This is a genomic window from Corynebacterium sp., from assembly GCF_030532325.1.
In the GTDB taxonomy this organism is placed as follows: domain Bacteria; phylum Actinomycetota; class Actinomycetes; order Mycobacteriales; family Mycobacteriaceae; genus Corynebacterium.
Genome location: NZ_JAUNLS010000001.1, coordinates 95,503 through 120,274, shown reverse-complemented (window position 1 = coordinate 120,274; position 24,772 = coordinate 95,503). Strand labels below are relative to the sequence as shown.

The window sequence follows — 24,772 nt, the reverse complement described above, 5'->3', positions numbered from 1 at the left end:
TTTAGCTAATCGTGGCCAGCACGCTGCCCGCGGCCAGCCGCTCGCCCTGCTTGACCTTGAGGGTGATGGTGCCTGCCGAGGGCGCCTTGACGGAGGATTCCATCTTCATCGCTTCGATGGTGGCAATCTCATCGCCCTCGGCCACGCTGTCGCCGTCGGAGACGTTCCAGGCCACCAGGTTGGCGTCGTAAGGCGCGGTCACCGCGCCCGCGGCCGCGGACGAGTCCTGCTCGCCGGGGTGCGCCGCGCCCGCCGCGGATGAGCTAGCGGCAGCGCTGAAGAGCGACTCCGGCACGCCGACGCTGACCAGCTTGCCGTCGATCTCCACGGCCACCTGGGTGCGTTTGGCGTAGATGGCCTCCACGGGGGCGATGTGGCTGCCGGCCGCCGCCGAGGGGCGGTAATTGTGATCCAGCCAGTCGGTGTAGATACCGGCGCTGGCCTCGCTATCGCCGTGATCCTTGAGCACCTGGGAATCCACCATGTCGCGGTGGAAGGGCAGCACGGTGCGCACGCCCTCGACGTCGAACTCCGCGAGTGCTTCCTTGGCGCGGGCCAGGGCGACCTCGCGGGTCGGCCCCCACACCAGGAGCTTGGCGATGAGCGAGTCATAGTACGGCGGCACGATGGAGCCCGAGCGCACGCCGGCGTCGACGCGGATGCCCCGGCCTGTGGGCGGCTCGAAGTGAACGATGGTGCCGGGGCAGGGCGCGAAACCGTTGAGGATGTCCTCGGCGTTGATGCGGAACTCGAAGGCGTGGCCGGTGGTCTCCGGATCCCCGCTGAAGGAGAGCGGCTCGCCGGCGGCGATGCGGAACTGCTCCGCGATGATGTCCACCCCGGTGACCATCTCGGTGACGGGGTGCTCCACCTGCACGCGGGTGTTGACCTCGAGGAAGGAGATGGTGCCGTCCTCGGAGACGATGTACTCCACGGTGCCCGCGCCGGTGTAGCCCACCTTGGCGCAGATGGCGCGCGCGCCCTCGTGGATGCCGCGGCGCTGCTCCTCGGTGAGCGCGGGGGCTGGGGCCTCCTCGATGAGCTTCTGGAAGCGGCGCTGGGTGGAGCAGTCGCGGGTGCCCAGCACGGCGACGTTGCCATGGGAATCAGCCAGCACCTGTGCCTCGACGTGGCGCGGGCGGGTGAGGAACTTTTCCACGTAGCACTCCGCGCGGCCGAAGGCCTCCTTAGCCTCGCGCCCGGCGGAGTTGAAGGCGGCCTCGATGTCCTCGAGGCGCTCGACCACCTTGAGGCCGCGCCCGCCGCCGCCGTAGGCGGCCTTGATAGCGATGGGCAGGCCATGCTCCTCGGCGAAGGCGCGGGCCTCCTGCCAGTCATCGATCGGATCGGAGGTGCCGGGGGCGAGCGGGGCGCCGACCTCCTCGGCCACGCGGCGGGCGGCAATCTTGTCACCAAGCAGCTCGATGGATTCCGGCGAGGGGCCCACCCAGGTCAGCCCGGCACTGGCGACGGCGCGGGCGAAGTCAGCGTTCTCGGAGAGGAAGCCGTAGCCGGGGTGGACGGCGTCGGCGCCGGCACGCACGGCGATATCGAGCAGGGCCGGCACGTTCATGTAGGTATCGGCCGCGGAGTTGCCCGGTAGGGCGTAGGCCTCGTCGGCCACGCGGGTGTGCAGTGCGCCGGCGTCGGCCTCGGAATAGATGGCGATGGAACGGATACCCAGGTCGCGGGCGGCGCGGGCGATGCGGACGGCGATCTCGCCGCGGTTAGCAATAAGGACAGCGGAAATCATGGTTAACCTTCCTGGGTGGCGGAGTGGACGTCGGTGGAGTGGATGGGGGAATCGATGGTGACCAGCTCGAAGCGGACGGTTCCTCCCGGTGGCAGCTGGGCGGCGATGTCGATGTCCTCTTCCAAGACCGTGGCGATGACGGGGTAGCCGCCGGTCACAGCGTGGTCGCGGAGGAAGACCACGGGCTCTCCGGAGGGCGGGACCTGCACGGAGCCGGCCACCATGCCATCGCTGGGCAGCTCGCCGCTGCGCGCGCGGGCAAGCGCTGGGGCGTTCTCGGCGCGCAGGCGCAGGCCCACGCGGTTGGTCTGCGGAGTGACCTCCCACTGCGTGGAGAGGAAGGCCTCGATGGTTTCCTGGGTAAACCAGTCATCGCGCGGGCCCAGCACGCAGCGCAGCACGCCGGTGGTCTCCCCGTGCTCGCCTTCGCACACGCGCAGCGGGTTGGCAAGCTGGGCGTCGGTCATGGCGGTGGAGCGGGGCAGGACACCGATGACATCGCCGAGCCGCACCGGTGAGGGGCCCAGGCCGGAGAGGATGTCGGTGGAGGCCGAGCCCAGCTCCGTATCCGCCACGATGCCGCCGCGGATGGCCACGTAGGAACGCATACCCAGCTGAGCGGGCTCGACGCGCACCGTGGAGCCCGCGGTGACCAGGACCGGGCGGGCGAGGTGGACCGGCATGGCGTCGAGAAGCACCCGCGTCTGGGCGCCGGTGACGCAGATGACGGTATCGGTGAGCGCGCGCAGGCTCATGCCGCCGATGTTTTCCAGCACGGTGGCCTCGCGGGGGTTGCCCACGGCCACGTTCGCGGTGGCGGCCGCGGCCTGATCCGCAGCGCCCGAGGGGGTCACCCCCAGGTTGCCGCGGCCGGGGCGGCCCTGATCCTGGAAGAGGGTGAGCAGGCCGGAATCGAGCACCTCCATGCGCGGCAGGCGCGCCGGGGAGCGCCGGCCCAGCGGGGTGGAGGAGACGAAGTCCGGCAGGGAGCTCACCGCGCGGTAGTGCACGCGGTCACCGGGCTGCACGAGGGCGGGCGGTTGGGCGTCGGACTGCCACATGGGGGTGGTGGTTGTGCCCAGCAGCTGCCAGCCGCCGGGGGAGACCCGCGGGTAGACCGCGGAGAAGTTGCCGGCGATGCCCACCGCGCCGGCCGGCACCGCGGTGCGTGGGGTAGCGCGGCGCTCGATGTCCACGCCCCGGGAGGCATCCGCCGGCGTGCAATAGGTAAAGCCGGGCGCGAAGCCGCCGAAGGCTGCGAGCCACTCGGTGGAGGTGTGCCAGTCAATGAGCCCCTCGCGGGACATCCCCAGCAGGTCGGCGGCCTCGTCGAGGTCCTCGCCGTCGTAGAGCACGTCAATCTCTACCAGGCGCGGCTCGCCGCTGGCCTGGGCGGCCGGCTGGAAATCCTGGAGGAACTCCGCGGCGGCGTGGGCGGAGTTGGGGGTCTCGAAGGTGAGCAGGAGGGTAGTGGCGGCGGCGATGGCGTCGACCTGATCTTTGAGCGGGCGGTGGCTAAGGGCTTCGTGCCAGGTCATCACCTGCTCCAGCCCGTCCAGCTCCACCAGCAGGGCGCGCGTGCCCACGGGATGGATGTGCATTAGAGGAAGCTCCGAATCTCGATGCCGCGGGTGTTCAGCTCGGCCACGACCCCGCGCAGCAGCTCCACCGCGCCGGGGGAATCACCGTGGGTGCACACGGACTGCGCGTCGACGTTGAGCACGCTGCCGTCGATGGCGGTAATCGAGCCGGTCTCGGCCACACCGATGACGCGCTGGACCACGTCCTGCGCGTTACCCAGCACCGCATTCGGCTCGCGGCGGGAAACCAGGGTGCCGTCGGGGTTGTAGTTGCGGTCGGCGAAGGCCTCGCGGATGACGGTCAGGCCCTGCTTCTCCGCCATGTCCACGGCCACGCCGCCCGGCAGCAGCATGAGAGGAAGATCCCCGAAGGCCTTGACGCCGGCGACGACGCCCTGGGCCTGGGCCTCGTGGTGGACGATGGCGTTGTACATCGCACCGTGCGGCTTGACGTAAGCCACGCGGGTGCCGGCGGCGCGGGCCAGGGCGTCGAGCGCGCCGATCTGATAGGTGATTTCATCGGCCAGCTCCGCTGGGGCGTAGTCGATGAAGCGGCGCCCGAAGGCGGCGGGATCGTTGTAGCCCACGTGCGCGCCCACGGTAACCCCGGCCTCGGCGGCGGCGCGCACGGTGGCGGCGATGGAGTGGGGGTCCCCGGCGTGGAAGCCGGTGGCCACGTTGGCGGAGGAGACCATGCTGAGCATGGCGGTGTCATCGGCCACGGGGTTGCCCGCGGTGGTCTCTCCTAAGTCGGCGTTGAGGTCAATGGAAAGCGCGCTCAAGGACACGGCCACATCCCCTTCCAATATTGTTGAACAATCTAGTGGGTGACAGTGTAGCCTGCGTCACGTCGCTTTGTGAAGTAGCCCCGTGCCATAGTTCCCATGTGGGGGTCTTTGGGGGTGTGCAGTGCCCGGCTTAGGTAAGGGGCTCCGGAAAGGGCTCAGGAAAGGGAGAGGAAGAGCTTCTCCATCTTCTCCGCGTCCAGCGCATCCGGGCCGCCCTCGCGGTAGCACTGCTTGAGGCCCGTGGCGATGATGGAATAGCCTGCGCGGTCAATCGCCTTGGCCGCAGCGGCCAGCTGAGTCACGGCGGCCTCGCACTCCTCGCCGGCCTCGAGCATCCTGATGACCGCGTCAATCTGCCCGCGGGCGCGCTTGAGGCGGGTCACGGAGGGCTTTATTGCTTGGGGGTCGAGGTTCACTGTGCCGCCTTTCCATAGCTCCACGTCAAGTAGCCGCCGTCGAGGTTCGACACGGCGGCGCCGTAGCCCAGGTTACGCAGGAGGCACACCGCGTTGTGCCCGCGCAGTCCCACCTGGCAGTGCACGATGATGTCGGTGGCGCCGCCCAGCTCGCCGTGGCGGGCGCGCAGCTCGTCGAGCGGAATGTTCACCGCGCCGGGGATAGCGGCGCGGGCGAACTCGCTGGGCGTGCGGACGTCGATAAGCAGGGCGCCTTTTTCCATCCGCTGCTCCAGCTCGTGCCACTGCACGGTGCGCTCGCCGCGCCGGATGTTGTCATTGATGAAGCCCGCAAAACTGATGGGGTCCTTGGCCGAGCCAAACTGTGGGGCGTAGGCCAGCTCCAGGTCTGCTAGGTCGGAGGCCTTCAAGCCCGCGCGCATGGCGGTGGCAATGACGTCGATGCGCTTGTCTGCGCCCTCCGTGCCCACGATCTGGGCGCCGAGGATGGCGTCGGTATCGGCGTCCACCACCAGCTTCATGTGCAGCTGTGCGGCACCCGGGTAGTAGCCGGCGTGGTTGACCGGGTGCAGGTGAATGGCACGGACGGGGCGACCCTCCGCGGCGGCGCGGCGCTCATTCCACCCGGTGGAGGCCGCGGCCAGGCCGAAGAGCCCCACGATAGCCGTTCCCATGACCGGCAGCGAGGAGGTCTCGCGCCCGCAGATGACATCGGCCACGAGGCGGCCGTGGCGGTTGGCGGTCTGTGCCAGGGGGACGAGGGTATCCGCGCCGGTGTGGATGTCTTTCTTTGTGGCGGCGTCACCCAGGGCAAAGATGTGCGGGTCGCTGGTGCGCTGCTGGGCGTCCACCACGATGCCACCGCGCTCGGAAACGGCCAAGCCGGCCTCGCGCGCCAGCTCGCTGGCCGGGCGCACGCCAATCGCGGCAATGACGATGTCTGTCTCCAGCCTCTCGCCGTCGGCCAGGGTCACACTTTGCTTGTTAGTGCTTTGCTTGTCGATGCCCTCGGCCTGCGCCCCGGTGCGCACTTCGACGCCGTGTGCGCGCAGGTGCTCGGTGACGATCTGTGCCATTTCGCGGTCTAGCGGGCTCATGATCTGCGGGGCGGCCTCCACCACGGTGACCTGCATGCCGCGGTGGCGCAGGTTCTCCGCCATCTCCAGGCCGATGAAGCCGCCGCCGATGATGACGGCCTGCTCGCCGCCACGGGCCTGGGCGGCCTCCACGGCGGCGACGATGCGGTCGACGTCCTCCACGGTGCGCAGGCTCAGAGCGTGCTCGATGCCCGGGATTGGTGGCAGGAACGGGGTGGCGCCGGGGGAGAGTACCAGCTCGTCGTAGTCGATGGTCTCGCCAGCATCCGTGGTGACGGTGCGGGCGGCCGGGTCGATGCTTAGGGCGCGGGTGTTGACGCGCACGTCGAGGTTGAAGCGCTCCTTGAGAGATTCGGGGGTCTGCAGCAGGAGGGACTCGCGCTGCGGGATGACGCCGCCGACATGGTAGGGCAGGCCGCAGTTGGCGAAAGACACGTGGCCGGAGGCCTCGAGGACGATGATGCGGCGCTGCTCGTCGTTGCGGCGCAGGCGAGTGGCGGTGGACATGCCGCCGGCGACGCCACCGATGATCACCGTGGTGCGGGGGCGCTGTGCGGGGGAGGGGGTCATGGGGTGATGCTCCTGTGGGTGTGCGGGGTGTTTAACCAAAAAGCTTGCTCAGCAGGCCCTTGCCGGAGGTCTTCGGGCTGGCATCGCGCGGGCAGGTGCACCACTGGCCAGCGGGGACCTGGGCCTTGACCTGCTCGATGTGCTGGCCACAGCCAGCCCAGGTGGTCTTTCCACAGGTCTTGCAGGGAACGGGACGGCACATGGTGGGGTCCTTTCGGTTGCTGTTTATACCCCAGGGGGTATCTATCTTGTGTCCCGCAATATACCCCTAGGGGTATCTGACGTCAAGGCTATGGGCCCTCGTGGGGCACACGGGGCCGAGATTGAGACGTATGATGTCTTATGACTCTTGATTCCCGTCCCCGACACGAAGGTTGATACTCATGGCAGCTAACACTGAGCTTCTGCACGGCGTTGTCCCGCCGCTGCTCACCCCGCTGAACAGTGACTACAGCGTCGATACCGAGACCTTGGCCAAGCACACTGAGCGTCTTATCAAGGCCGGCGTGCACGGCCTCTTTGTCCTCGGCTCCTCAGGTGAGGTGGCCTTCCTTACCCGCGAGCAGCGCAAGCAGGTCATCTCCACCGTCATGGAGCAGGCGGCCGGCCGTCTTCCCGTCATCGCCGGCGTCATTGACATGACCACCCCGCGCGTCATCGAGCACAGTGAGGACGCCGTGGCACTTGGCGTCGACGGGCTCGTGGCCACCGCCCCCTTCTACGTGCGCACCCACCCGGTGGAAATCGAGGAACACTTCCGCCTCTTGCACAAGGCGGCCCCGCAGACCCCGATCTACGCCTACAACATCCCGGTGAGCGTGCACAACGTGCTGGACATCTCCTCCCTGATCCGCCTGGCGCAGGAGGGCGTGCTGGCCGGCGTGAAGGATTCCGGCGGCGTCGACGGCTACACCCGCTCCCTCATCAGCGCGCGCAACAAGGCCGAGCTGAAGGATTTTGCCATCCTCACCGGTTCAGAGACCACCGTGGACTTTGCCTACTTGGCCGGCGCGGACGGCGTCGTCCCGGGCCTGGGCAACGTGGACCCCGTTTCCTACGTCACCCTGCACGAGCTCCTCGTGGCGGGCAAGTACCCGGAGGCCGCCGAGCTGCAGAACAAGATCTGCGATCTCTTTGAGATCGTCACCGTGGGTGATCCCGCACGCATGGGCGGCAGCTCCCAGGGTCTGGGAAGCTTCAAGTCTGCGCTCCACCACCTCGGCATCTTCCCCTCCGGCCTGATGTCCCAGCCGCACGTTGCGCTGAACGAGGAAGAGAACGCGCGCATCGCCGCAATTGTCGACGCCGCCGAGATCACCGAGCCCTAAGCGCGCCATGGCCACCACACTTGCGCTCGATGTGGGCGCCACCAAGATTGCCTGGGGCTTCGTGGCTGACGAGGACCCAGTGCAGGCTACGAACTTAGGCCGCATCCCCACCCAGCCGCCCGGCGGATCGCCGCAGGAACAGATCCAGAAGGCCATCGCCCAAGCGGTGGAGGACTCCGGTATCACTCCGGCGCGCATCGGCATCGGCTCACCCGGTGCGATTGCCGCGCCCGAGGGGATAGTCGTGCACAACGGCGACACCATGAAGGGCTGGACGGGCACGGATGTGCGCGGCCTAGCTCGCGAGGTCATCGATGTGCCCTGCGCAGTGCACAACGACGTGCGCATCTGGGCCTATGGCGAGCTCACCGTGGGGCAGGCGCAGGAATTCCGGGAGGGGCGGGTTCTCTTCCTCGCCCTCGGCACCGGCGTGGGCGGAGCGGTCAGTGAGCGCGGCGCCCTGCTCAGCGGCCCCACCGGCACCGCCGGGGAGTTCTCGGAACTGCTGTGCGCAGACTTTCGCGGCTATGCCGACCGAGCAGAAAACATCATGAGCGGAAACGGGCTCGCCGCCTACTACGAGGAGATTTCTGCGGATCCCAGCGTCGGCCGCATCCCGTGGCGCGACAGATGCGAGCTGCGCGTGCCGCTGGAAGAGGTGGTCCAGCGCATGCACGCCGGCGACGAGCTCGCCCGGCGCATCATCGAGGGAAACGCCTACGGCTTGGGCCGCGCGGTGGCGGGCTTGGCCTCCGGCTTTGATCTCGACGCCGTGGTTCTCGGCGGCGGTGTCTCGCACATCGGTGAGGCCGTGGAGAAGCCCTTCACGCAGGCCATCCACGAGCATGCCCTGCGGCCGAATAAGGATATCCCCACCTTCGTCACCAGCTCGCCGGCCACAGCGCCCATCCTCGGCGCCGCGGCCTACGCTCGTGATTATGCCTTTTAACCATGCTGTCTCAGGAGGAAACAGCCTATGACCTTCAGCTTTGAGAATGCTGAGCCGCGCGAGGAGCTGTACTCGCTCATCCGCGGCAAGGTGATTGTGTCCGTGCAGGCTCCCGACGGGCACCCCATGCGCGATACGCACACCCTGACCCATGTGGCCCGCGCCTGCGTGGCGGGCGGAAGCCCGGCCATTCGCTGCGGCGGCTACGGCGGGATTGCGGACGTCAACTCCATCGCCCGCGCCGTTGACGTCCCCGTCTTTGGCCTGACCAAGGAGGGCAGCGAGGGGGTCTACATCACGCCTACCCGCGAGTCCGTGCGCGCGCTGGCCGCGGCAGGCGCCGCAGTGGTGTGCGCCGATGCCACCGAGCGGCCGCGCCCCGATGGCTCCACCTACGCTGACATCGTCAAGGAGTGCCACGCGCAGGGGGTCCTCGCCATGGCGGATTGCTCGACGCCCGAGGAAATGCTGGCCGCCCACCGCGCAGGGGCCGATATTGTCTCCACGACCCTGGCGGGCTACACCGAGTTCCGTGAGAAGACTGAAGGGCCGGACCTCGAGTGCATCGCGCGCGGCCGTGAGCTGTTGGGACCCGAGGCCTTCATCATCGGCGAGGGGCGCTTCTCCTCCCGCGAGCAGGCGCTAGCCGGCATGGAGGCCGGGGCGAATGCGGTCATTGTGGGCACCGCGATCACGGATCCGGCGTGGATTACCCGCCAGTTTAACGGGGGCTAAAGCTCCTCGAGATTGCGCTGGTTTAAAGCTCTTCGAGCAAGGGCTGGTAGTGCTCGTTGACCGCGGCCCGGTAGGCATCCATGTCCCCGGCCCGCAGCGCTTCGAGGATGGCGCGGTGCGCGCGCACCGTGCGCCCCAGATCGCGCGGCTTCGCGATGCCGCGCAGGGGGATGACCTCCATGTGAACCTGCCAGAAGGCGTCGTTAAGCTCGCGGATGATCGGGTTATCGATCACCGAGAGCAGCACGCGGTGGAACTGGCGGTCCTCGTCGGCGAAGTTGTGCTCGCGCTTGGCATCCATGGCGTCGACAAGCTCGGTGAGCTGCTCAAAGGTGGCGTCATCGAGCGCGCGGGCGGCCTCCTCGCCGATGGAAAGATCCATCGCCCGGCGGGTCTCGACCACATAGCGCAAGGTCTCGAACTGCCCCTCGGAGTCAAGGCTGGCCCGGAAGATGAGCCCCTGGACCAGTGCGCTCAGCCGCGCCTGTGAGACGAAGGTCCCGCGTCCGTGCCGGACCTCGACGATGTCCAGGGCCACCAGCGTGCGAATGGCCTCGCGCACCGAGGAGCGGGAAAAGCCCAGCTCGGCGCAGAGCTCGGTTTCGGTCGGCATGGTATCGCCGGGCTTGAGGCCGTTGCTGCGGATGTAATCCTTGATGCCGTCGACCGCGAGCTGCGCGGTGGTGGGGGTGCGATCGTGGGGGCTTGCCATTCCCCACGCTGTGCTGTTGACGGCACTCACTGCTGATCCTTTCTCCGGTGCGCCTAAGGTCTTCATCTTACTGCGCGGCATGGCGGCTCCTTCGGGGGCATCGGTAGGGGTGTTTATACCCAAAGTATGCATCAAAACCTGTTGGAGATCAGACGTCTGATGTATCCTTTCTTCAAGTATGCGGAACCACATCGCGGTGTGGAACGTGATGTACATCTCCTTGGCGCGTGTATTCCCTCGCGGCTTCGGAGGCGCGAGAAAGGACACCCCCGTGCAGTCATTCGGAACACTCAACTGGATAGTCTTGATTCTTTACCTACTAGGAATGCTTGTGGTGGGCGGGTACTTCGCCAGAAGAGCCGGTAACAGTCAGGATGACTTCCTCAAAGCCGGTGGCAGGATCCCCGGCTGGGCGGCGGGCTTTTCCATCTACGCCACCACGCTCTCCGCAATCACCTTCATGTCCACCCCGGAAAAGGCCTACCTGACGGACTGGGCCTACTCCGCGGGCAACCTGGCCATCTTTGCCATCGTGCCCATCCTCATTGGCTTCTACGTCCCCTTCTTCCGCAAGCTCGACGTGACCACGGCCTATGAGTATTTGGAGGAGCGCTTCTCAGTTCTACTTCGCGTGCTGGGATCCCTGCTCTTCGTGCTCTACCACGTGGGGCGCATCGCCATCGTGGTGTACCTGCCCACCCTCGCTATCACCTCGGTGGCAGACCTCAACCCGTTGGTGGTTGCCTCCTGCGTGGGCTTCCTGTGCATCATCTACACCTTCCTCGGTGGCATGGAGGGTGTTATCTGGTCGGACGTCATCCAGGGCATCCTCTTGCTGGCCGGTGCTGCGGTGGTGGTGCTGACCGCCATGGCTATGACCCCGGATGGCTTCAGCGGCGCTTTGAGCGACGCCGCCGCGGAAGGCAAGTTCTACAGCGCGGAGAACTTCTCCACCACCTCGGACGCCTTCCTTACTTCCATCCCGCTGATTTTCATTGGCAACATCCTCAACAGCCTGCATCAGTACACCTCCTCGCAGGACGTGGTCCAGCGCTACCAGACCACCCCGACCATTGAAGCGACCAAGAAGTCCCTCCTGGTCAACGGCGTGCTTGCCCTGGTGACCATCCCGCTCTTCTACGGCATGGGCACCGCGCTATACAACTTCTACCAAGCCAAGGGCGGCCTGCCGGAGGGTGTGAACACCTCCGCTGTCGTTCCCTACTTCATCCTCTCTGAGCTGCCCGCCGGCATCGCCGGCCTGCTCATCGCGGCCATCCTGGCGGCAGCACAGTCCACCATCTCCTCCTCTCTGAACTCCATCTCCGCCTGCGTGGTGGTGGACATCTACAACCGCTTCTCTGGCAAGACCGCCTCCGTGGCACTCTCGCGCATAGTTATCATCGTGGCCGGACTCATCGGCGTGCTCGTGGCCCTCTACCTGGTGGCCACCAACCAGTCCGACCTGTGGGATCTCTTCCTGGCCATCACGGGCCTGTTCGGTGTCCCGCTCACGGCAGTCTTTGCTCTGGGTATCTTCACCAAGACCGCGAACGCGAATGGCGTGCTCATCGGCCTCATCTTGGGTGCGGTCTCCGCCTACTTCGCCGGTGGCCTGGACAAGGGTCCCTTCATCGTCTCCATCGTGGCCTTCCTGGTCACATTGGTGGTGGGCTGGCTCGCCTCCTTCCTGTTCAAGGGCCGCCAGACCCATGACATCACAGGCCTGACCATCTACGGCAGGGATATGGACTACGTGCGCAAGGCCGACACGGAAGCCGTGGCCGCGTCCGTGAAGGAAACGGCTTAAGCACTCAACCCCTCACCGCGCCCCAGTGAGCCTTCGCTGGGGCTTTTCCGGCTGAACCCACTGTGCTGAATCTAGGGGGGTGAATCTAGGGGGCTGAATCTAAAAGGCTGAACCTGGAAAGCTGAACCCGCAGGTCGCACTCCTCGCGCCGGAGCCCGCCGAGCTTGGCGACGTCGAGGTTCAGCCATCCAGGTTCAGCCTTCTACGTTTCCCTCGGTTCTCCTATGCCGGACTTGCCGTCGGCATGGATCAGTAGCGCGTTGTGAGCAGCTGCCCGGCCGTAAGTCAAAAGAAGCCGTGCGCACGACGCAATGGCTGCGGACTCGCCAGCTGAAAACGTACTGAAAACGGGAAAGCTCGATTTAGGCAGAAAAGGCAACTATGCCCGCGGCTGTCACAGGAAAGAAACTGTGGCAGGGGAGAAACGGGGCCGCGTCCGGGGCTGCGGCATAATGAAAAAAATGAGCCGCGCCCATAATTTAGGGCACGGCTCTTCATGGAGGGAATGACGGGAATCGAACCCGCGTCTTCAGCTTGGAAGGCTGAGGTATTAGCCACTATACGACATTCCCATACGTCGCTACGGACTTGCGAACTACCTTAGCGCACGCCCGCGCGAAAAATAAAACCGGGAACTAAACTCCAGGGCGAGACGTTGAAGCCCGTAGAAGATCAACCATCTGTGGGGAGCGAAATCTACATGTCCTTTGTCCTTGTCTGTCTCATTGCTGGCGTCGGCCTCGCGTTCTGGGTATCGCAGAACAATAAGAAGCGCCAAGCACAGCTGGAGCAAACCAAGTTTGAGGACGCCCTGGCTGACGCCCGCCGCTGGACAGAACGCCTGGGCGGCCAGGTCATGCAGATCTCCGGCACCGATGCCGCCTCCACGCAGGCTATGGCGGATGCCTCCGAGCGCTTCACCGCTGCTAACGCTGCCATCTCGCGTGCCACCACCGCGAAGCAGGCTTACCTTGCCCGCGAGTCCGCCCTGGAGGGCATGCACTACGTCGCCGCGGCCCGCGACATCATGGGCATGACCCCGGGGCCCGAGCTGCCGCCGCTGGAAGGCCAGCGCCAGGCCGGCAAGGTGACGGAGAAGCGCACCGTCGAGGCCAACGGCCAGACCCTGACCGCCTCGCCCTATGCCTCCGCCGAGACCCCGAACTACTACCCGGGTGGTGTCGTCGCCGGGCGCCCCGTGCCCGCCGGCTGGTACTCCCGCCCGTGGTGGGCGGACGCCCTGTCCACCGGCGTGTGGATGGTTGGCTACTCCATGATGTTTAACGCCATGTTCGCCGGCATGTCTGGCGTGGGCTACTCCGCAGCGGCCGCCGAGAGCGGCGACTGGGGCGGTGACATGGGTGGTGCCGAAGGCATGGAAGGCATCGATGGCGGCGACATGGGCGCTGACGGTGGCGATATGGGTGCTGACGGCGGCGACATGGGAGGGGACGACGGCGGTCTCTTCGGTGGCCTCTTCGGCGGCGACGGCGGCGATGGCGGCGGTCTCTTCGACTTTGACTTCGATTTCTAATAAAGCCGTAGTGCGACGTCCGGGTGCGGCCAGTATAAGCGCAGTACACGGCCTTAACGCACAGTGGACTAGAAGGCCTCATTTATCCGCACTGAGCTGCGCAAATGCTGCTTTACAGGGGTCGGTGTTGAGCTATGGAAAGCGTAGCCGGTACACTGGCCCGAGTATGCAACGCAGCCATGCTGAGCGGCGCTAACCCCAAATAGCGCGCACACCGAACAGCATGGAGGCCAACATACGGGGCGTGGCGCAGCTTGGTAGCGCACCTGCTTTGGGAGCAGGGGGTCGCAGGTTCAAATCCTGTCGCCCCGACGTATGGGGGTCTGGAAATGCCCTTCAAGGATTTCCAGGCCCCTTATTTACACTGTGAATCATCAAAATCAGGAGAGTTTCTCGTGAAGACCACCGTAGACAAGCTGAGCGATACCCGCGTCAAGCTCACCGTCAACGTTCCGTTCGCTGAGCTGGACAAGGAAATCGATCAGGCCTACGCGGCGATCGCGCAGCAGGTTTCCATCCCCGGCTTCCGTAAGGGTAAGGCACCCCGCCAGCTTATCGACGCCCGCTTTGGCCGCGGCCCGATCCTCGAGCAGGTTGTCAACGACATGCTGCCGACCCGCTACGAGCAGGCCGTCGTAGAAAACGAACTCAAGGTCATCGGCCAGCCGGACGTTGACATTGCCAAGATCGAGGACAACGACTTCGTCGAGTTCACCGCCGAGGTCGACATCCGCCCTGAGATCGAGGTTCCGGACTTCTCCGCCCTCTCCGTCACCGTTCCGGCCCTGGAGGCCACGGAGGAGGACGTCGAGAAGGCACTCGAGGATCTGGCGTCCCGCTTCGGTGAGCTCAAGGACACCAAGCGCAAGATGAAGACCGGTGACTACGCCATCATCGACATCGTCGCTGAAATCGACGGCACCAAGCTGGAGGAGGCCTCCTACGAGGGCATGTCCTACCAGATCGGTGACGACGACCTCATCAAGGGCCTCGACACCGCCCTGCGCGGCATGAAGACCGGCGAGGATAACGAGTTCACCTCCACCATCCAGTCCGGCGAGCACGCTGGCGAGGAGGCCACCATCAAGGTTCACGTCCAGCAGACCAAGGAGCGCAAGCTGCCGGCTCTGGATGACGAGTTCGCTCAGATGGCCTCCGAGTTCGACACCATCGAGGAGCTGCGCGAGAACACCAAGACCCGCGTCGAGGAGTCCAAGAAGGCCGAGCAGGCTGCCGCCATCCGCGACGAGGTTCTCAAGGCCGCCCTGGAGGGCACCTCCTTCGAGCTGCCGACCTCCGTCGTTGACGAGCAGGTTCACGCTCAGCTGCACCAGATCCTGGGCCAGCTGGCTCACGATGAGAAGGCTCTGGCCCAGCTGCTCGAGGCTCAGGGCAGCAGCCGCGAGGAGTTTGACAAGGAGACCCGCGAGGCCGCCGAGGAGTCCGTGCGCACCCAGCTCTTCCTGGACGCCGTTGCCGACGTCGAAGAGCCCGAGGTCTCCCAGCAGGAGCTGACTGATCACATCCTGTTCACCGCGCAGTCCTACGGCATGGACCCGAACCAGTTCGTGCAGCAGCTGCAGTCCAACGGTCAGATTGCCAACCTGTTCTCCGACGTGCGCCGTGGCAAGGCCCTGGCCGCCGCCATCTGCCGCGTCGAGGTCAAGGACGAAGAGGGCAACGCCGTCGACGTTGACCAGTACTTCGGCGAGATCGAGGAAGAGGACGCCGCGGCTAACGACGCCGAGTAATCCTCCACCACTGAAGGCCCAGTTTCCCATGCGCATGGGGCTGGGCCTTTTGCGTGCCAAGCGCGCGTGCGGGAGCGGATTTATTCCCGCAGACGCTGAGAGCGAACACGCCCCACGCGGCCGAGTTAATTCAGTAGTGTGGTGGCATTAGATGAAACGACTGTCCTCAAGGAGACTTTCTACATGTCTGGAAACATTGAGATGAATTCGCAGGGCTCGGGTATGAGCCTGGGCGATAGCGTCTACGAGCGCCTGCTGCGCGAGCGCATCATTTTCCTGGGCACCCAGGTCGACGATGAGATTGCGAACAAGCTGTGCGCCCAGATTTTGCTGCTGTCGGCTGAGGATCCGACCCGCGATATCTCGCTGTACATCAACTCCCCGGGTGGTTCCGTCACCGCGGGCATGGCTATTTATGACACCATGAAGTACTCGCCGTGTGACATCGCCACCTACGGCATGGGCTTGGCGGCGTCGATGGGCCAGTTCCTGCTCTCCGGTGGCACCAAGGGCAAGCGCTACGCCCTGCCGCACGCTCGGATCATGATGCACCAGCCTTCCGCTGGCGTGGGCGGCACCGCTGCGGACATCGCCATCCAGGCCGAGCAGTTTGCGCAGACCAAGGTGGAGATGGCTCAGCTCATCGCTGAGCACACCGGCCAGAGCTTCGAGCAGATCACCAAGGATTCCGACCGTGACCGCTGGTTCACCGCCCAGCAGGCCAAGGAGTACGGCATCGTTGACCACGTCATTGAGTCCGTTCACGGCTCGCTGAGCAACTAGGGGATAAGGAGAATCACCACTATGACTAATCTGCAGATGCCTAATTCCCGCTACGTCCTGCCCGAGTTCATTGAGCAGAACGCCCAGGGTTCTAAGACCACCAATCCGTACTCCAAGCTCTTCGAGGAGCGCATCATCTTCCTGGGCACCCAGGTGGATGACACCTCCGCCAATGACATCATGGCGCAGCTTTTGGTGCTCGAGTCCCAGGACCCGGACCGCGACATCACCATGTACATCAACTCCCCGGGTGGCTCCTTCACCGCGCTGATGGCTATTTATGACACCATGCGCTACGTCCGCCCGGACGTGCAGACCGTGTGCCTGGGCCAGGCGGCCTCGGCCGCCGCGGTGCTGCTGGCCGCCGGCGCACCCGGCAAGCGCGCTGCGCTGCCGAACTCCCGCGTGCTCATTCACCAGCCGCGCACCCAGGGCACCCAGGGCCAGGTCTCTGACCTCGAGATCGAGGCCAACGAGATCGAGCGCATGCGCCGCCTCATGGAGCGCACCCTGGCGGAGCACACCGGCAAGACCCCGGAGCAGATCCGCATCGATACTGACCGTGACAAGATTCTCACTGCCCAGGAGGCAGTGGACTACGGCCTGATCGATACTGTTTTCGAGTACCGCAAGCTCAACGCGTAGGCCCCATGCCAGGCTGATCGCCTCGGCATGCATTGAGTTTTCACCCCGCTAGCTGGGTATTTTCCCGGCCTCGGCGGGGTGTTATGCTTTCCAGTCACAGATCCCACCGTGCTTCCGCCGGATGGATGCCAGGCGGCGCGCGGGGAATGAATCGGCCTCGCGTCTGGTTGATTTACTAAGGTGGAATGAGTCCCTCGGCGCTGGTGCAATGAGCGCCCGCGCCACCCAAGAGAAGCGAGTTGAAAGACCTTCATGGCACGTATGCAAGAAAGCGCTGACCTGCTGAAATGTTCCTTCTGTGGCAAGAGCCAGAAGCAGGTGAAAAAGCTCATCGCCGGCGGCGGCGTCTACATCTGCGATGAGTGCATCGAGCTGTGCAACGAGATCATCGAAGAAGAGCTCGGCCAGGCCCAGGCCGCCGAGGAAGGGGAGAAGAGCGTCCGCCTGCCGCGGCCCTCGGAGATCTCTGCCTTTCTGGATAAGTACGTCATTGGCCAGGATCAGGCCAAGCGCGTGCTCTCTGTGGCGGTGTACAACCACTACAAGCGCATCAAGGCGGAGGAGGCCGCAGGCCTGGACTCGCGCCGCAAGAAGGCCGAGGACGAGGACGTAGAGATTGCCAAGTCCAACATCCTCATGCTGGGTCCCACTGGCTCCGGCAAGACCTACCTGGCGCAGACCTTGGCGCGCATGCTCGACGTCCCCTTTGCCATCGCGGATGCCACCAGCCTCACCGAGGCCGGCTACGTGGGCGAGGACGTGGAGAACATCCTGCTCAAGCTGTTGCACGCTGCGGACTTCGACGTCGAGCGCGCCCAGCGCGGCATCATCTACGTTGACGAGGTGGACAAGATTTCCCGCAAGTCGGAGAACCCCTCTATCACCCGCGACGTCTCCGGTGAGGGCGTGCAGCAAGCGCTGCTGAAGATCCTGGAGGGCACCGTGGCGGCTATCCCGCCGCAGGGCGGGCGCAAGCACCCAAACCAGGAGTTCATCCAGCTCGATACCACCAACATCCTCTTCATCGTCGCCGGCGCTTTCGCGGGCCTGGACAAGGTGATTGCGGAGCGCGTGGGCAAGAAGGGCGTGGGCTTTGGCGCCAAGCTGACCACCAAGGACGAGGAGGAATCCGCCGATATCTTCTCCCAGGTCCGTCCGGAGGATCTTGTGAAGTTCGGCCTCATCCCGGAGTTCATCGGCCGCCTGCCCGTGGTGGCCACGGTGGAGAACCTGGACCGCGAGTCCCTCATCAAGGTGCTCACGGAGCCGAAGAACTCGTTGGCCAAGCAGTACCAGCGCCTCTTCGAGATGGACGGCGCGCGCCTGGACTTCGACGAGGACGCCCTGGGAGCCATCGCGGAGCTTGCCTTGGAGCGCAAGACGGGTGCACGTGGCCTGCGCGCCATCATGGAGGAGCTGCTGGTCCCGGTGATGTACGAGCTGCCGGACCGGGAGGACATCTCCAGCGTGCGGATCACCGCCGCCTGCGTGCGTGGTGAGGAGGAGCCGGAGTTCATCTACTCCGACGAAGCCAAGGAATCTGCTTAGTCGTAGAGCCCGGAGGAGGCCTCGCCATCGGCCTCCTCCGGCGAGTAAATGTTTTGCGGGGTCGCCTCATTGCCGAGGTCGGCCTCGTTTTGCGTGAGGTAGGCCTGGTGGCCCGTGTCCGGAATGTTGGCGGTGAGGAAGGCCAGGACGGTATCCACCACCATGCGGTGCATGCCCTCGGTGTTGGTGGGGGACTGCATGTCGATGTCCAGCAGGTTGACCATCATCGCGTGATTGGTCACGCGGTAGGTCGACAGCGAGGAGATCAGCGTGAAGATATCGTTGGCGGAAATGCCCGGGCGGAAGGCGCCGGAGTCCTGGCCCAGCATGAGTAGCTTGTCCAGGTGCAGGGAGATCTCGGAGACGTCGATAAGCGGATGCGGGGAGTCGAGCACCTCGTGGGCGGACTCCATGGTGAGCATGCGGATGGCCTCGGGGTGCTCCACGTGCTGCTGGTAGACCCAGTCCACTAAGGTACGCACACCCTCCACGGGGACGGCGGAATCGATGGTCAGCGTGCCTTCCGGCGGGGTGAGGCGCGTGGCGGCAACGGTCAGCGCCTGCTGATAGAGGCCCTTCTTATCGCTGAAGTGGTAGTGGATCATGCGCTTGGACATGCCGGAGAGCCGGGAGATAGCGTCCAGCTTGGTTTCGGCGAAGCCGTGCTGCGAAAATTCCTGGATAGCGATATCGATGACATGCTCCACCGATCCGGAGTCTGCCGCGGCAGCCCCGTAAAGCTCAGAAGCAGTGGCATCAGTGGTCATGTCTTCTACGTCCTCGTTCTTTTGCTGGTTCTCGTTCTTGTTCTCAAACCCCACGTTGTCTTTATCTACTATGCCGAAAAAGGGGCTCAGGAGAAGAGCTTGTGTACATATAGTGAAGAAAAGCATGGGATCCGGGGGTAAAAAGCGTGGGATTACTAGCCCCATCTCCTCCGAAAGAGGGGAGTAGCGGCGGCGCGGGCGGAGCGCGCGGGACTACGGTGGTGGTGAGATATCTACTGCAGCCCTCTACCGAAAGGTTCACCCGACATGACTGCTGCCCAGCCCAAAAAGATCACCGTGACCGGCGCCGCCGGAAACATCGCCTACTCCCTCCTGTGGCGCATCGCTGCCGGTGACGTCTACGGCCCCGAGACCCCCGTGGAGCTCGCCCTGCTGGAGATCCCCGCGGCGGTCGAGGCCGCCCAGGGCGTGGCCATGGAGTTGGCAGACTCCGCCTTCCCGCTGCTGCGCGGCGTGACCGTCACCGCGGATCTGGAGGAGGCCTTCACCGGCTGCCAGGCCGCCTTCCTCGTGGGCTCACGCCCGCGCACCAAGGGCATGGAGCGCTCGGACCTGCTGGAGGCCAACGGCTCCATCTTCACCGAGCAAGGCAAGGCCATCAATGACTACGCCGCGCGCGACGTGCGGGTGCTCGTGGTGGGCAACCCTGCCAACACCAACGCCTACATCGCCCAGCGCAGCGCCCCGGACCTGGACCCGAGCCAGTTCAGCGCGCTCATGCGCCTGGACCACAACCGCACCCTGAGCCAGGTCTCCCTCAAGACTGGCACGCCCACCGGCGAGCTGACCAAGGTGGCCGTGTGGGGCAACCACTCCGCCTCCCAGTTCCCGGATCTCACCTTTGCCAACGTCGAGGTGGATGAGAAGTGGTACCGCGAGGAAATGATCCCCAAGGTGGCCAAGCGCGGTGCGGAGATCATCGCGGTGCGCGGCCACTCCTCGGCGGCCTCGGCGGCCTCGGCGGCGGTGGACCACATGCACGATTGGATCCACGGCACCGAGGATTGGCGCACCGCCGCGGTGGTCTCCGACGGCTCCTACGGCGTGGACGAGGGCCTGGTGTGCGGTTTCCCCACCGTCAGCCGTGAGGGCAAGTGGGAGATCGTCCAGGGCCTCGAACTGAGTGAGTTCCAGAAGGAGCGCATCGAGGCCTCCGTGGCGGAGCTGCGCAGCGAGCGTGAGGCCGTGGCCCACCTGCTGGGGGAGTAGCCGGATCGGCATTCAAGCTCAGTTGACTCACAAGGTAGAGTTGGACGGGTGACTGAGCAGAAGAATGAGCAACTGGTAGGCACCAACCGCGCGGATGCGCTCCCGAAATCCTGGGAGCCGCAGGCGGTGGAAAAGGATCTGTACGAGGGCTGGGTCAAGGCCGGCTACTTCAAGGCGGATCCCAGTTCCACCAAGCCCGCGTATTCGATCGTGCTGCCGCCGCCGAACGTCACCGGCCAGCTGCACATGGGCCACGCCCTGGACCACACGCTCATGGACGCCACCATCCGCCGCAAGCGCATGCAGGGCTTCGAGGCGCTGTGGCTGCCGGGCGCGGACCACGCCGGCATTGCCACCCAGACCAAGGTGGAGGCCAAGCTCAAGGAGACCGAGGGCAAGTCCCGCTGGGACTACGAGCGCGAGGATTTCATCGCCAAGGTCTGGGAGTGGAAGGAAGAGTACGGCGGCACCATCCAGAAGCAGATGCGCGCCATCGGCGACTCCGTGGATTGGTCCCGCGAGCGCTTCACTCTGGACGAAGGCCTGTCCCGTGCCGTGCAGACCATCTTCAAGATGCTCTATGACGAAGGCATGATCTACCAGGCCAACCGCCTGGTCAACTGGTCGCCGGTGCTGGAGACCGCCGTCTCCGACATCGAGGTGGTGTACAAGGACGTCGAAGGCGAGCTGGTCTCCATCCGCTACGGCTCCCTCAAGGACGACGAGCCGCACCTTATCGTGGCCACCACCCGTGTGGAGACCATGCTGGGCGACGTCGCCATTGCCGTCCACCCCGAGGACGAGCGTTACAAGGATCTTGTGGGCATGGAGTTCCCGCACCCCTTCCGCGATGATCTCACGCTCAAGGTCATCGCCGATGACTACGTGGACATGGAGTTCGGCACCGGAGCGGTGAAGATCACCCCGGCCCACGATCCCAACGACTACGCCATGGGCACCCGCCACAACCTGGAGATGCCCACCATCATGGACACCACCGGGCACATCGCCAACACGGGCACCCGCTTCGACGGCCTGACCCGCGAGGAGGCTCGCGTGGAGATCCGCGAGGCGCTGCGCGAGCAGGGCCGCATTGTCAAGGAGATCCGCCCCTACGTCCACTCCGTGGGCCACTCGGAGCGCTCCGGCGAGGCCATCGAGCCGCGTCTGTCCCTGCAGTGGTTTGTCAAGGTGGAGGAGCTGGCCCGCATGGCTGGCGAGGCCGTCCGCGAAGGCGACGTCACCATCCACCCGGCCTCCCAGGAGCCGCGCTACTTCGAGTGGGTCGACGACATGCACGATTGGTGCATCTCGCGCCAGCTGTGGTGGGGCCACCGCATCCCGATCTGGTACGGCCCCGAGCAGGAGGACGGCACCCGCGACATCGTCTGCGTGGGCCCGGACGAGGAGCCGCCGGCAGGCTACGAGCAGGATCCGGACGTGCTGGATACCTGGTTCTCCTCCGCGCTGTGGCCCTTCTCCACGATGGGCTGGCCAGAGAAGACCCCGGAGCTGGAGAAGTTCTATCCCACCAACGTGCTGGTGACCGGCTATGACATCCTCTTCTTCTGGGTCGCGCGCATGATGATGTTTGGCACCTTTGCCGCCACGCACACCCCGGAGCTGCTCGGCGAGGGCCCGGAGGGCCGCCCGCAGATTCCATTCACGGATATTTACCTGCACGGCCTGGTGCGCGACGAGCAGGGCCGCAAGATGTCGAAGTCCCTGGGCAACGGCATCGACCCGATGGACTGGGTGCGCGATTACGGCGCGGACGCCCTGCGTTTTACCTTGGCCCGCGGCGCTAACCCGGGCGTGGATCTGCCGCTGGGATCCGACGCCGCCGCCTCGGCGCGCAACTTTGCCACCAAGCTCTTCAACGCCACCAAGTTCGCCCTCATGAACGGCGCGGGCGTGGCGGATCTGCCGGAGCGCGCGGAGCTTTCCGACGCCGACCGCTGGATCCTCGACCGCGCCGAGGAGGTCCGCGTGGCCTACGACGACTACCTCGACCGCTACCAGTTCTCCAAGGCATCCGAGCTGCTCTACCACTTCATCTGGGATGAGCTGTGTGACTGGTACCTGGAGATTGCCAAGACTCAGATCCCGCGCGACGCCGACGCCGCCTCCGAGCAGGAGCTGGCCGCCGGCCGCGTCACCCAGATCGTGCTGGGCCGCGTGCTCGACGTCGTGCTGCGCCTGCTGCACCCGACGATGCCCTTCGTCACCGAGGTGCTGTGGAAGGCACTGACCGGCCAGGAGAGCATCGTCACCCAGCCGTGGCCCACGGCTGCCGATACCAACGGCGGCGTCGAGGCCGATACCGTGGCTGCCCGCCGAATCTCGGACGCGGACAAGCTCGTCACCGAGCTGCGCCGCTTCCGCTCCGACCAGGGCGTGAAGCCCTCCCAGAAGGTCCCGGGCCGCGTGGACTTCGCCGCGGTGGATCTGGCTGACCAGGAGAACCTGGTGCGCAACCTGGCCAATATTGAGGCCCCGGGTGAGGACTTCACGGCGTCGGCAAGCATCGAGGTGCGCCTGAGCCAGGGCACCGTGGAGGTGGCGTTGGATACCTCGGGCGCGGTGGACATCGCCGCCGAGCGCAAGCGCTTGGAAAAGGACCTGGCCAAGGCCACCAAGGAGCTCGAGGGCACCACCAAGAAGCTGGGCAACGAGGCCTTCCTTTCCAAGGCCCCGGAGGCCGTGGTGGAGAAGATCCGTACGCGCCAGGCAGTGGCGCAGCAAGAGGTCGAGCGCATCACCGGCCGCCTGGAGGCGCTGAAGTAGTGGCTGAGCAGGCAAACGGCAGCGAGGACTTTGAGATCGTCGACGCTCTCAAGGAGGGCACCGACGGCGGCCCGGTGGAGATCACCGAGTCCGGGCTTACGCTCAACCTGGGCATGGGTGCGGACTCGGAGTACTCGGAGGCGGCCCCGCTCGAGGTAAGCGCCGAAGAGCAGGCTGCGCTGCTCAAGACGCAGGAGGAGCTTTTCGCCCGCGCCCCGGAGACCATCATCGCCCCGAGCCTGGAGCGCATCGAGATGCTCATGGATCTGCTGGGCCACCCGGAGAAGTCCTTCCGCGTCATCCAGGTCGCCGGCACCAACGGCAAGTCCTCCACGGCGCGCATGATCGACTCCCTGCTGCGTTCCTTCCACCGCCGCGTGGGCTTGTTGACTAGCCCGCACCTGCAGTCCATCACCGAGCGCATCGGCATCGACGGCAGGCCCATCCACCCGCGCGACTTCGTGCGCATCTGGGAGGAGATCAAACCCTACGTGGAGATGGTGGACGCGAACAGCGAGATCCCCATGTCCACCTTCGAGGTGCTGGTGGGTATTTCCTACGCCGCGTTTGCCGACGCCCCCGTGGACGTCGCCGTGGTGGAAGTCGGCCTGGGCGGCACGTGGGACGCCACCAACGTGGTCAACGCGGAGGTCGCGGTGGTCATGCCCATCGGCATGGATCACATGGACTACCTGGGCGATACCCTGCAGGAGATCGCCGGTGAAAAGGCGGGCATCATCAAGGCCCGCGAGGTCGACGAGGACGACGTAGTCTCCCCACGCGAGAACATCGCGATCATCGCCGAGCAGGAGCCGGAGGCCATGCAGGTGGTGCTGCAGCGCACCGTCGACGTCGGCGCGGGCGTGGCGCGCGCAGGCGCGGAGTTTGCCGCGCTGGAGTCCCGCATTGCCGTGGGCGGCCAGCAGCTGAGCATCCAGGGCCTGGGGGGCCTCTACGAGGAGATCTTCCTGCCCCTGCACGGCGAGCACCAGGCCAAGAACGCTGCGGTGGCGCTGGCCGCGGTGGAGGCCTTCTTTGGTGCCTCCGCCGGCCACCCGCTGGACGTGGCCTCCGTGCGCAATGGCTTCGCGCAGGCTATGAGCCCTGGCCGCCTGGAGCGCGTGCGCACCAGCCCCACCACCTTCATCGACGCCTGCCACAACCCGCACGGGGCGCGTGCCCTGGCGGCTGCCTTGGAGCGCGACTTCGACTTCGCCCGGCTCATCGGCGTGCTCTCGATTTTTGAGGATAAGGACGCCCTGGGTATCCTCACGGCGATGGAGCCGGTACTCAGCGAGGTGGTCATCACCCAGAATTCCTCCCCGCGGGCCCGCGATGCCTACGAGCTGGCCGAGCTGGCACGGGAGGTCTTCGGCGAGGAGCGCGTCCACGTCGAGCCCGATCTGCCCGGCGCCTATGCGCAGGCCGTGGCTTTGGCAGAGGATGCTGAGGTGCAGTCCGGCTCGGGCATCATCATTACCGGCTCGGTGGTCACCGCGGGTGACGCGCGCGCCATGTTTGGAAAGGAGCCCGCATGAGTTCTTCCCACAAGCCCGTCCCCGAGGAGGAGATTGGCCCGCTGGGCATGGGCCAGGCCCCGGTGAAGGATCCGCTCAAGCAGTTTGGCGGCATGGTGGTGGGCAGCTCCCTGACGATGGAGCTCATCACCCTAGTGCTGACCCTTCCGCTGTTGTACAAGCTGTACGACGGCACCCTGTGGACCCCCTTCAACTACGGCGTGGTCATCGCCACGATGGTGCTGCTGCTGGCCTCCTTCGCGGTCATGGGCAAGGCGTGGATTGTGCAGGCGATGATAGTGCTGCACGTCATCGGCGTGGTCCTGGGATTCATGATTCACTGGTCCATTGCCACTGTGTTCATCATCTTCCTGCTGCTGTGGCTGCTGGCGGCCTACATGCGCTCGCTGCTCGTGGCGCGCATGGAGCGCGGGTATCTGACCACCCAGCATCTCAACTCCACGTAAGGAAG

21 protein-coding genes and 2 tRNA genes are annotated in these 24,772 nt (G+C 65.5%); 14 read left to right on the top strand and 9 right to left on the bottom strand.

Annotated features, from left to right (window positions below; translation table 11 throughout):
• Nucleotide 1: 1 nt before the first annotated feature.
• From Q4E25_RS00560 to Q4E25_RS00535, 6 genes are all read right to left on the bottom strand, one after another.
• Complete coding sequence (locus Q4E25_RS00560) at nucleotides 2-1,753, bottom strand: biotin carboxylase N-terminal domain-containing protein (RefSeq protein ID WP_303152854.1); 1,752 nt, start codon at nucleotides 1,751-1,753, stop codon at nucleotides 2-4.
• Nucleotides 1,754-1,755: 2 nt separating this feature from the next.
• Entirely contained in the window at nucleotides 1,756-3,354 is a 1,599-nt protein-coding gene (locus Q4E25_RS00555) for an urea amidolyase family protein (protein ID WP_303152853.1), read from the bottom strand.
• A complete protein-coding gene (locus tag Q4E25_RS00550) occupies nucleotides 3,354-4,115 on the bottom strand; it encodes a LamB/YcsF family protein (protein WP_303153179.1) in 762 nt (253 codons plus the stop codon). The genes Q4E25_RS00555 and Q4E25_RS00550 overlap by 1 nt, the downstream gene beginning before the upstream one ends.
• A 161-nt stretch (nucleotides 4,116-4,276) precedes the next feature.
• A complete protein-coding gene (locus Q4E25_RS00545) occupies nucleotides 4,277-4,537 on the bottom strand; it encodes a metal-sensing transcriptional repressor (protein WP_303152851.1) in 261 nt (86 codons plus the stop codon).
• Nucleotides 4,534-6,204 carry an FAD-dependent oxidoreductase gene (locus Q4E25_RS00540; RefSeq protein WP_303152849.1) on the bottom strand — a complete coding sequence of 557 codons (1,671 nt, stop codon included), beginning with the start codon at nucleotides 6,202-6,204 and terminating at the stop codon, nucleotides 4,534-4,536. The genes Q4E25_RS00545 and Q4E25_RS00540 overlap by 4 nt, the downstream gene beginning before the upstream one ends.
• A 31-nt stretch (nucleotides 6,205-6,235) precedes the next feature.
• Nucleotides 6,236-6,406, bottom strand: coding sequence for a hypothetical protein (locus tag Q4E25_RS00535; RefSeq protein WP_303152848.1), 171 nt, complete (start codon nucleotides 6,404-6,406; stop codon nucleotides 6,236-6,238).
• A 181-nt stretch (nucleotides 6,407-6,587) separates the two neighbouring features.
• On the opposite strand from Q4E25_RS00535, the gene Q4E25_RS00530 reads away from it, so the two are divergent.
• Genes Q4E25_RS00530 through Q4E25_RS00520 form a run of 3 tightly spaced genes read left to right on the top strand, consistent with a single transcriptional unit; the run spans nucleotide 6,588 to nucleotide 9,216 of the window.
• Nucleotides 6,588-7,532 carry a dihydrodipicolinate synthase family protein gene (locus Q4E25_RS00530; protein ID WP_303152847.1) on the top strand — a complete coding sequence of 315 codons (945 nt, stop codon included), beginning with the start codon at nucleotides 6,588-6,590 and terminating at the stop codon, nucleotides 7,530-7,532.
• 7 nt (nucleotides 7,533-7,539) lie between these two features.
• Nucleotides 7,540-8,481, top strand: a complete 942-nt coding sequence (locus tag Q4E25_RS00525) for an ROK family protein (protein WP_303152845.1) — start codon at nucleotides 7,540-7,542, stop codon at nucleotides 8,479-8,481.
• Between the two features lie 27 nt (nucleotides 8,482-8,508).
• Nucleotides 8,509-9,216 carry an N-acetylmannosamine-6-phosphate 2-epimerase gene (locus Q4E25_RS00520; protein WP_303152843.1) on the top strand — a complete coding sequence of 236 codons (708 nt, stop codon included), beginning with the start codon at nucleotides 8,509-8,511 and terminating at the stop codon, nucleotides 9,214-9,216.
• Between the two features lie 22 nt (nucleotides 9,217-9,238).
• On the opposite strand, the gene Q4E25_RS00515 is transcribed toward Q4E25_RS00520, so the two are convergent.
• The gene (locus Q4E25_RS00515) at nucleotides 9,239-9,928 is read right to left on the bottom strand and encodes a FadR/GntR family transcriptional regulator (protein ID WP_303152841.1); all 690 of its coding nucleotides are present in this window, start codon (nucleotides 9,926-9,928) and stop codon (nucleotides 9,239-9,241) included.
• A gap of 271 nt (nucleotides 9,929-10,199) precedes the next feature.
• Between Q4E25_RS00515 and Q4E25_RS00510 the strand changes: the two genes are divergently transcribed.
• Nucleotides 10,200-11,738, top strand: a complete 1,539-nt coding sequence (locus Q4E25_RS00510; protein WP_303152839.1) for a sodium:solute symporter — start codon at nucleotides 10,200-10,202, stop codon at nucleotides 11,736-11,738.
• 497 nt (nucleotides 11,739-12,235) lie between these two features.
• Here Q4E25_RS00510 and Q4E25_RS00505 read toward each other — a convergent pair.
• Nucleotides 12,236-12,310 (bottom strand) — tRNA-Gly (locus Q4E25_RS00505).
• Between the two features lie 128 nt (nucleotides 12,311-12,438).
• Here Q4E25_RS00505 and Q4E25_RS00500 point away from each other — a divergent pair.
• The 6 genes from Q4E25_RS00500 to clpX all read left to right on the top strand — a co-directional run bounded on the left by Q4E25_RS00500 (nucleotide 12,439) and on the right by clpX (nucleotide 17,999).
• Nucleotides 12,439-13,272, top strand: coding sequence for a DUF1542 domain-containing protein (locus Q4E25_RS00500; RefSeq protein ID WP_303152837.1), 834 nt, complete (start codon nucleotides 12,439-12,441; stop codon nucleotides 13,270-13,272).
• A 238-nt stretch (nucleotides 13,273-13,510) separates the two neighbouring features.
• A tRNA-Pro gene (locus Q4E25_RS00495) sits at nucleotides 13,511-13,584 on the top strand.
• 83 nt (nucleotides 13,585-13,667) lie between these two features.
• Entirely contained in the window at nucleotides 13,668-15,023 is a 1,356-nt protein-coding gene (tig, locus tag Q4E25_RS00490; protein WP_303152835.1) for a trigger factor, read from the top strand.
• A gap of 183 nt (nucleotides 15,024-15,206) precedes the next feature.
• Nucleotides 15,207-15,806: an ATP-dependent Clp protease proteolytic subunit gene (locus Q4E25_RS00485; protein WP_303152833.1), complete on the top strand. Its 600-nt coding sequence runs from the start codon at nucleotides 15,207-15,209 to the stop codon at nucleotides 15,804-15,806.
• A 21-nt stretch (nucleotides 15,807-15,827) separates the two neighbouring features.
• Complete coding sequence (locus Q4E25_RS00480; RefSeq protein WP_303152832.1) at nucleotides 15,828-16,451, top strand: ATP-dependent Clp protease proteolytic subunit; 624 nt, start codon at nucleotides 15,828-15,830, stop codon at nucleotides 16,449-16,451.
• A 252-nt stretch (nucleotides 16,452-16,703) separates the two neighbouring features.
• A complete protein-coding gene (clpX, locus tag Q4E25_RS00475) occupies nucleotides 16,704-17,999 on the top strand; it encodes an ATP-dependent Clp protease ATP-binding subunit ClpX (RefSeq protein ID WP_303152830.1) in 1,296 nt (431 codons plus the stop codon).
• Here clpX and Q4E25_RS00470 read toward each other — a convergent pair.
• The gene (locus tag Q4E25_RS00470; RefSeq protein ID WP_368502592.1) at nucleotides 17,996-18,820 is read right to left on the bottom strand and encodes a TetR/AcrR family transcriptional regulator; all 825 of its coding nucleotides are present in this window, start codon (nucleotides 18,818-18,820) and stop codon (nucleotides 17,996-17,998) included. The two genes, clpX and Q4E25_RS00470, sit on opposite strands and share 4 nt — an antisense overlap.
• Before the next feature lie 213 nt (nucleotides 18,821-19,033).
• On the opposite strand from Q4E25_RS00470, the gene Q4E25_RS00465 reads away from it, so the two are divergent.
• Genes Q4E25_RS00465 through Q4E25_RS00450 form a run of 4 tightly spaced genes read left to right on the top strand, consistent with a single transcriptional unit; the run spans nucleotide 19,034 to nucleotide 24,767 of the window.
• Nucleotides 19,034-19,996, top strand: a complete 963-nt coding sequence (locus tag Q4E25_RS00465; RefSeq protein ID WP_303152829.1) for a malate dehydrogenase — start codon at nucleotides 19,034-19,036, stop codon at nucleotides 19,994-19,996.
• A 48-nt stretch (nucleotides 19,997-20,044) separates the two neighbouring features.
• A complete protein-coding gene (locus Q4E25_RS00460) occupies nucleotides 20,045-22,783 on the top strand; it encodes a valine--tRNA ligase (protein ID WP_303152827.1) in 2,739 nt (912 codons plus the stop codon).
• The gene (locus tag Q4E25_RS00455; protein WP_303152826.1) at nucleotides 22,783-24,321 is read left to right on the top strand and encodes a folylpolyglutamate synthase/dihydrofolate synthase family protein; all 1,539 of its coding nucleotides are present in this window, start codon (nucleotides 22,783-22,785) and stop codon (nucleotides 24,319-24,321) included. Before Q4E25_RS00460 ends, Q4E25_RS00455 begins: the two co-directional genes overlap by 1 nt.
• Nucleotides 24,318-24,767 (top strand): DUF4233 domain-containing protein, encoded by a 450-nt coding sequence (locus Q4E25_RS00450; protein WP_303152825.1) that lies wholly within the window; start codon nucleotides 24,318-24,320, stop codon nucleotides 24,765-24,767. Before Q4E25_RS00455 ends, Q4E25_RS00450 begins: the two co-directional genes overlap by 4 nt.
• The last annotated feature ends 5 nt before the right edge of the window (nucleotides 24,768-24,772 follow it).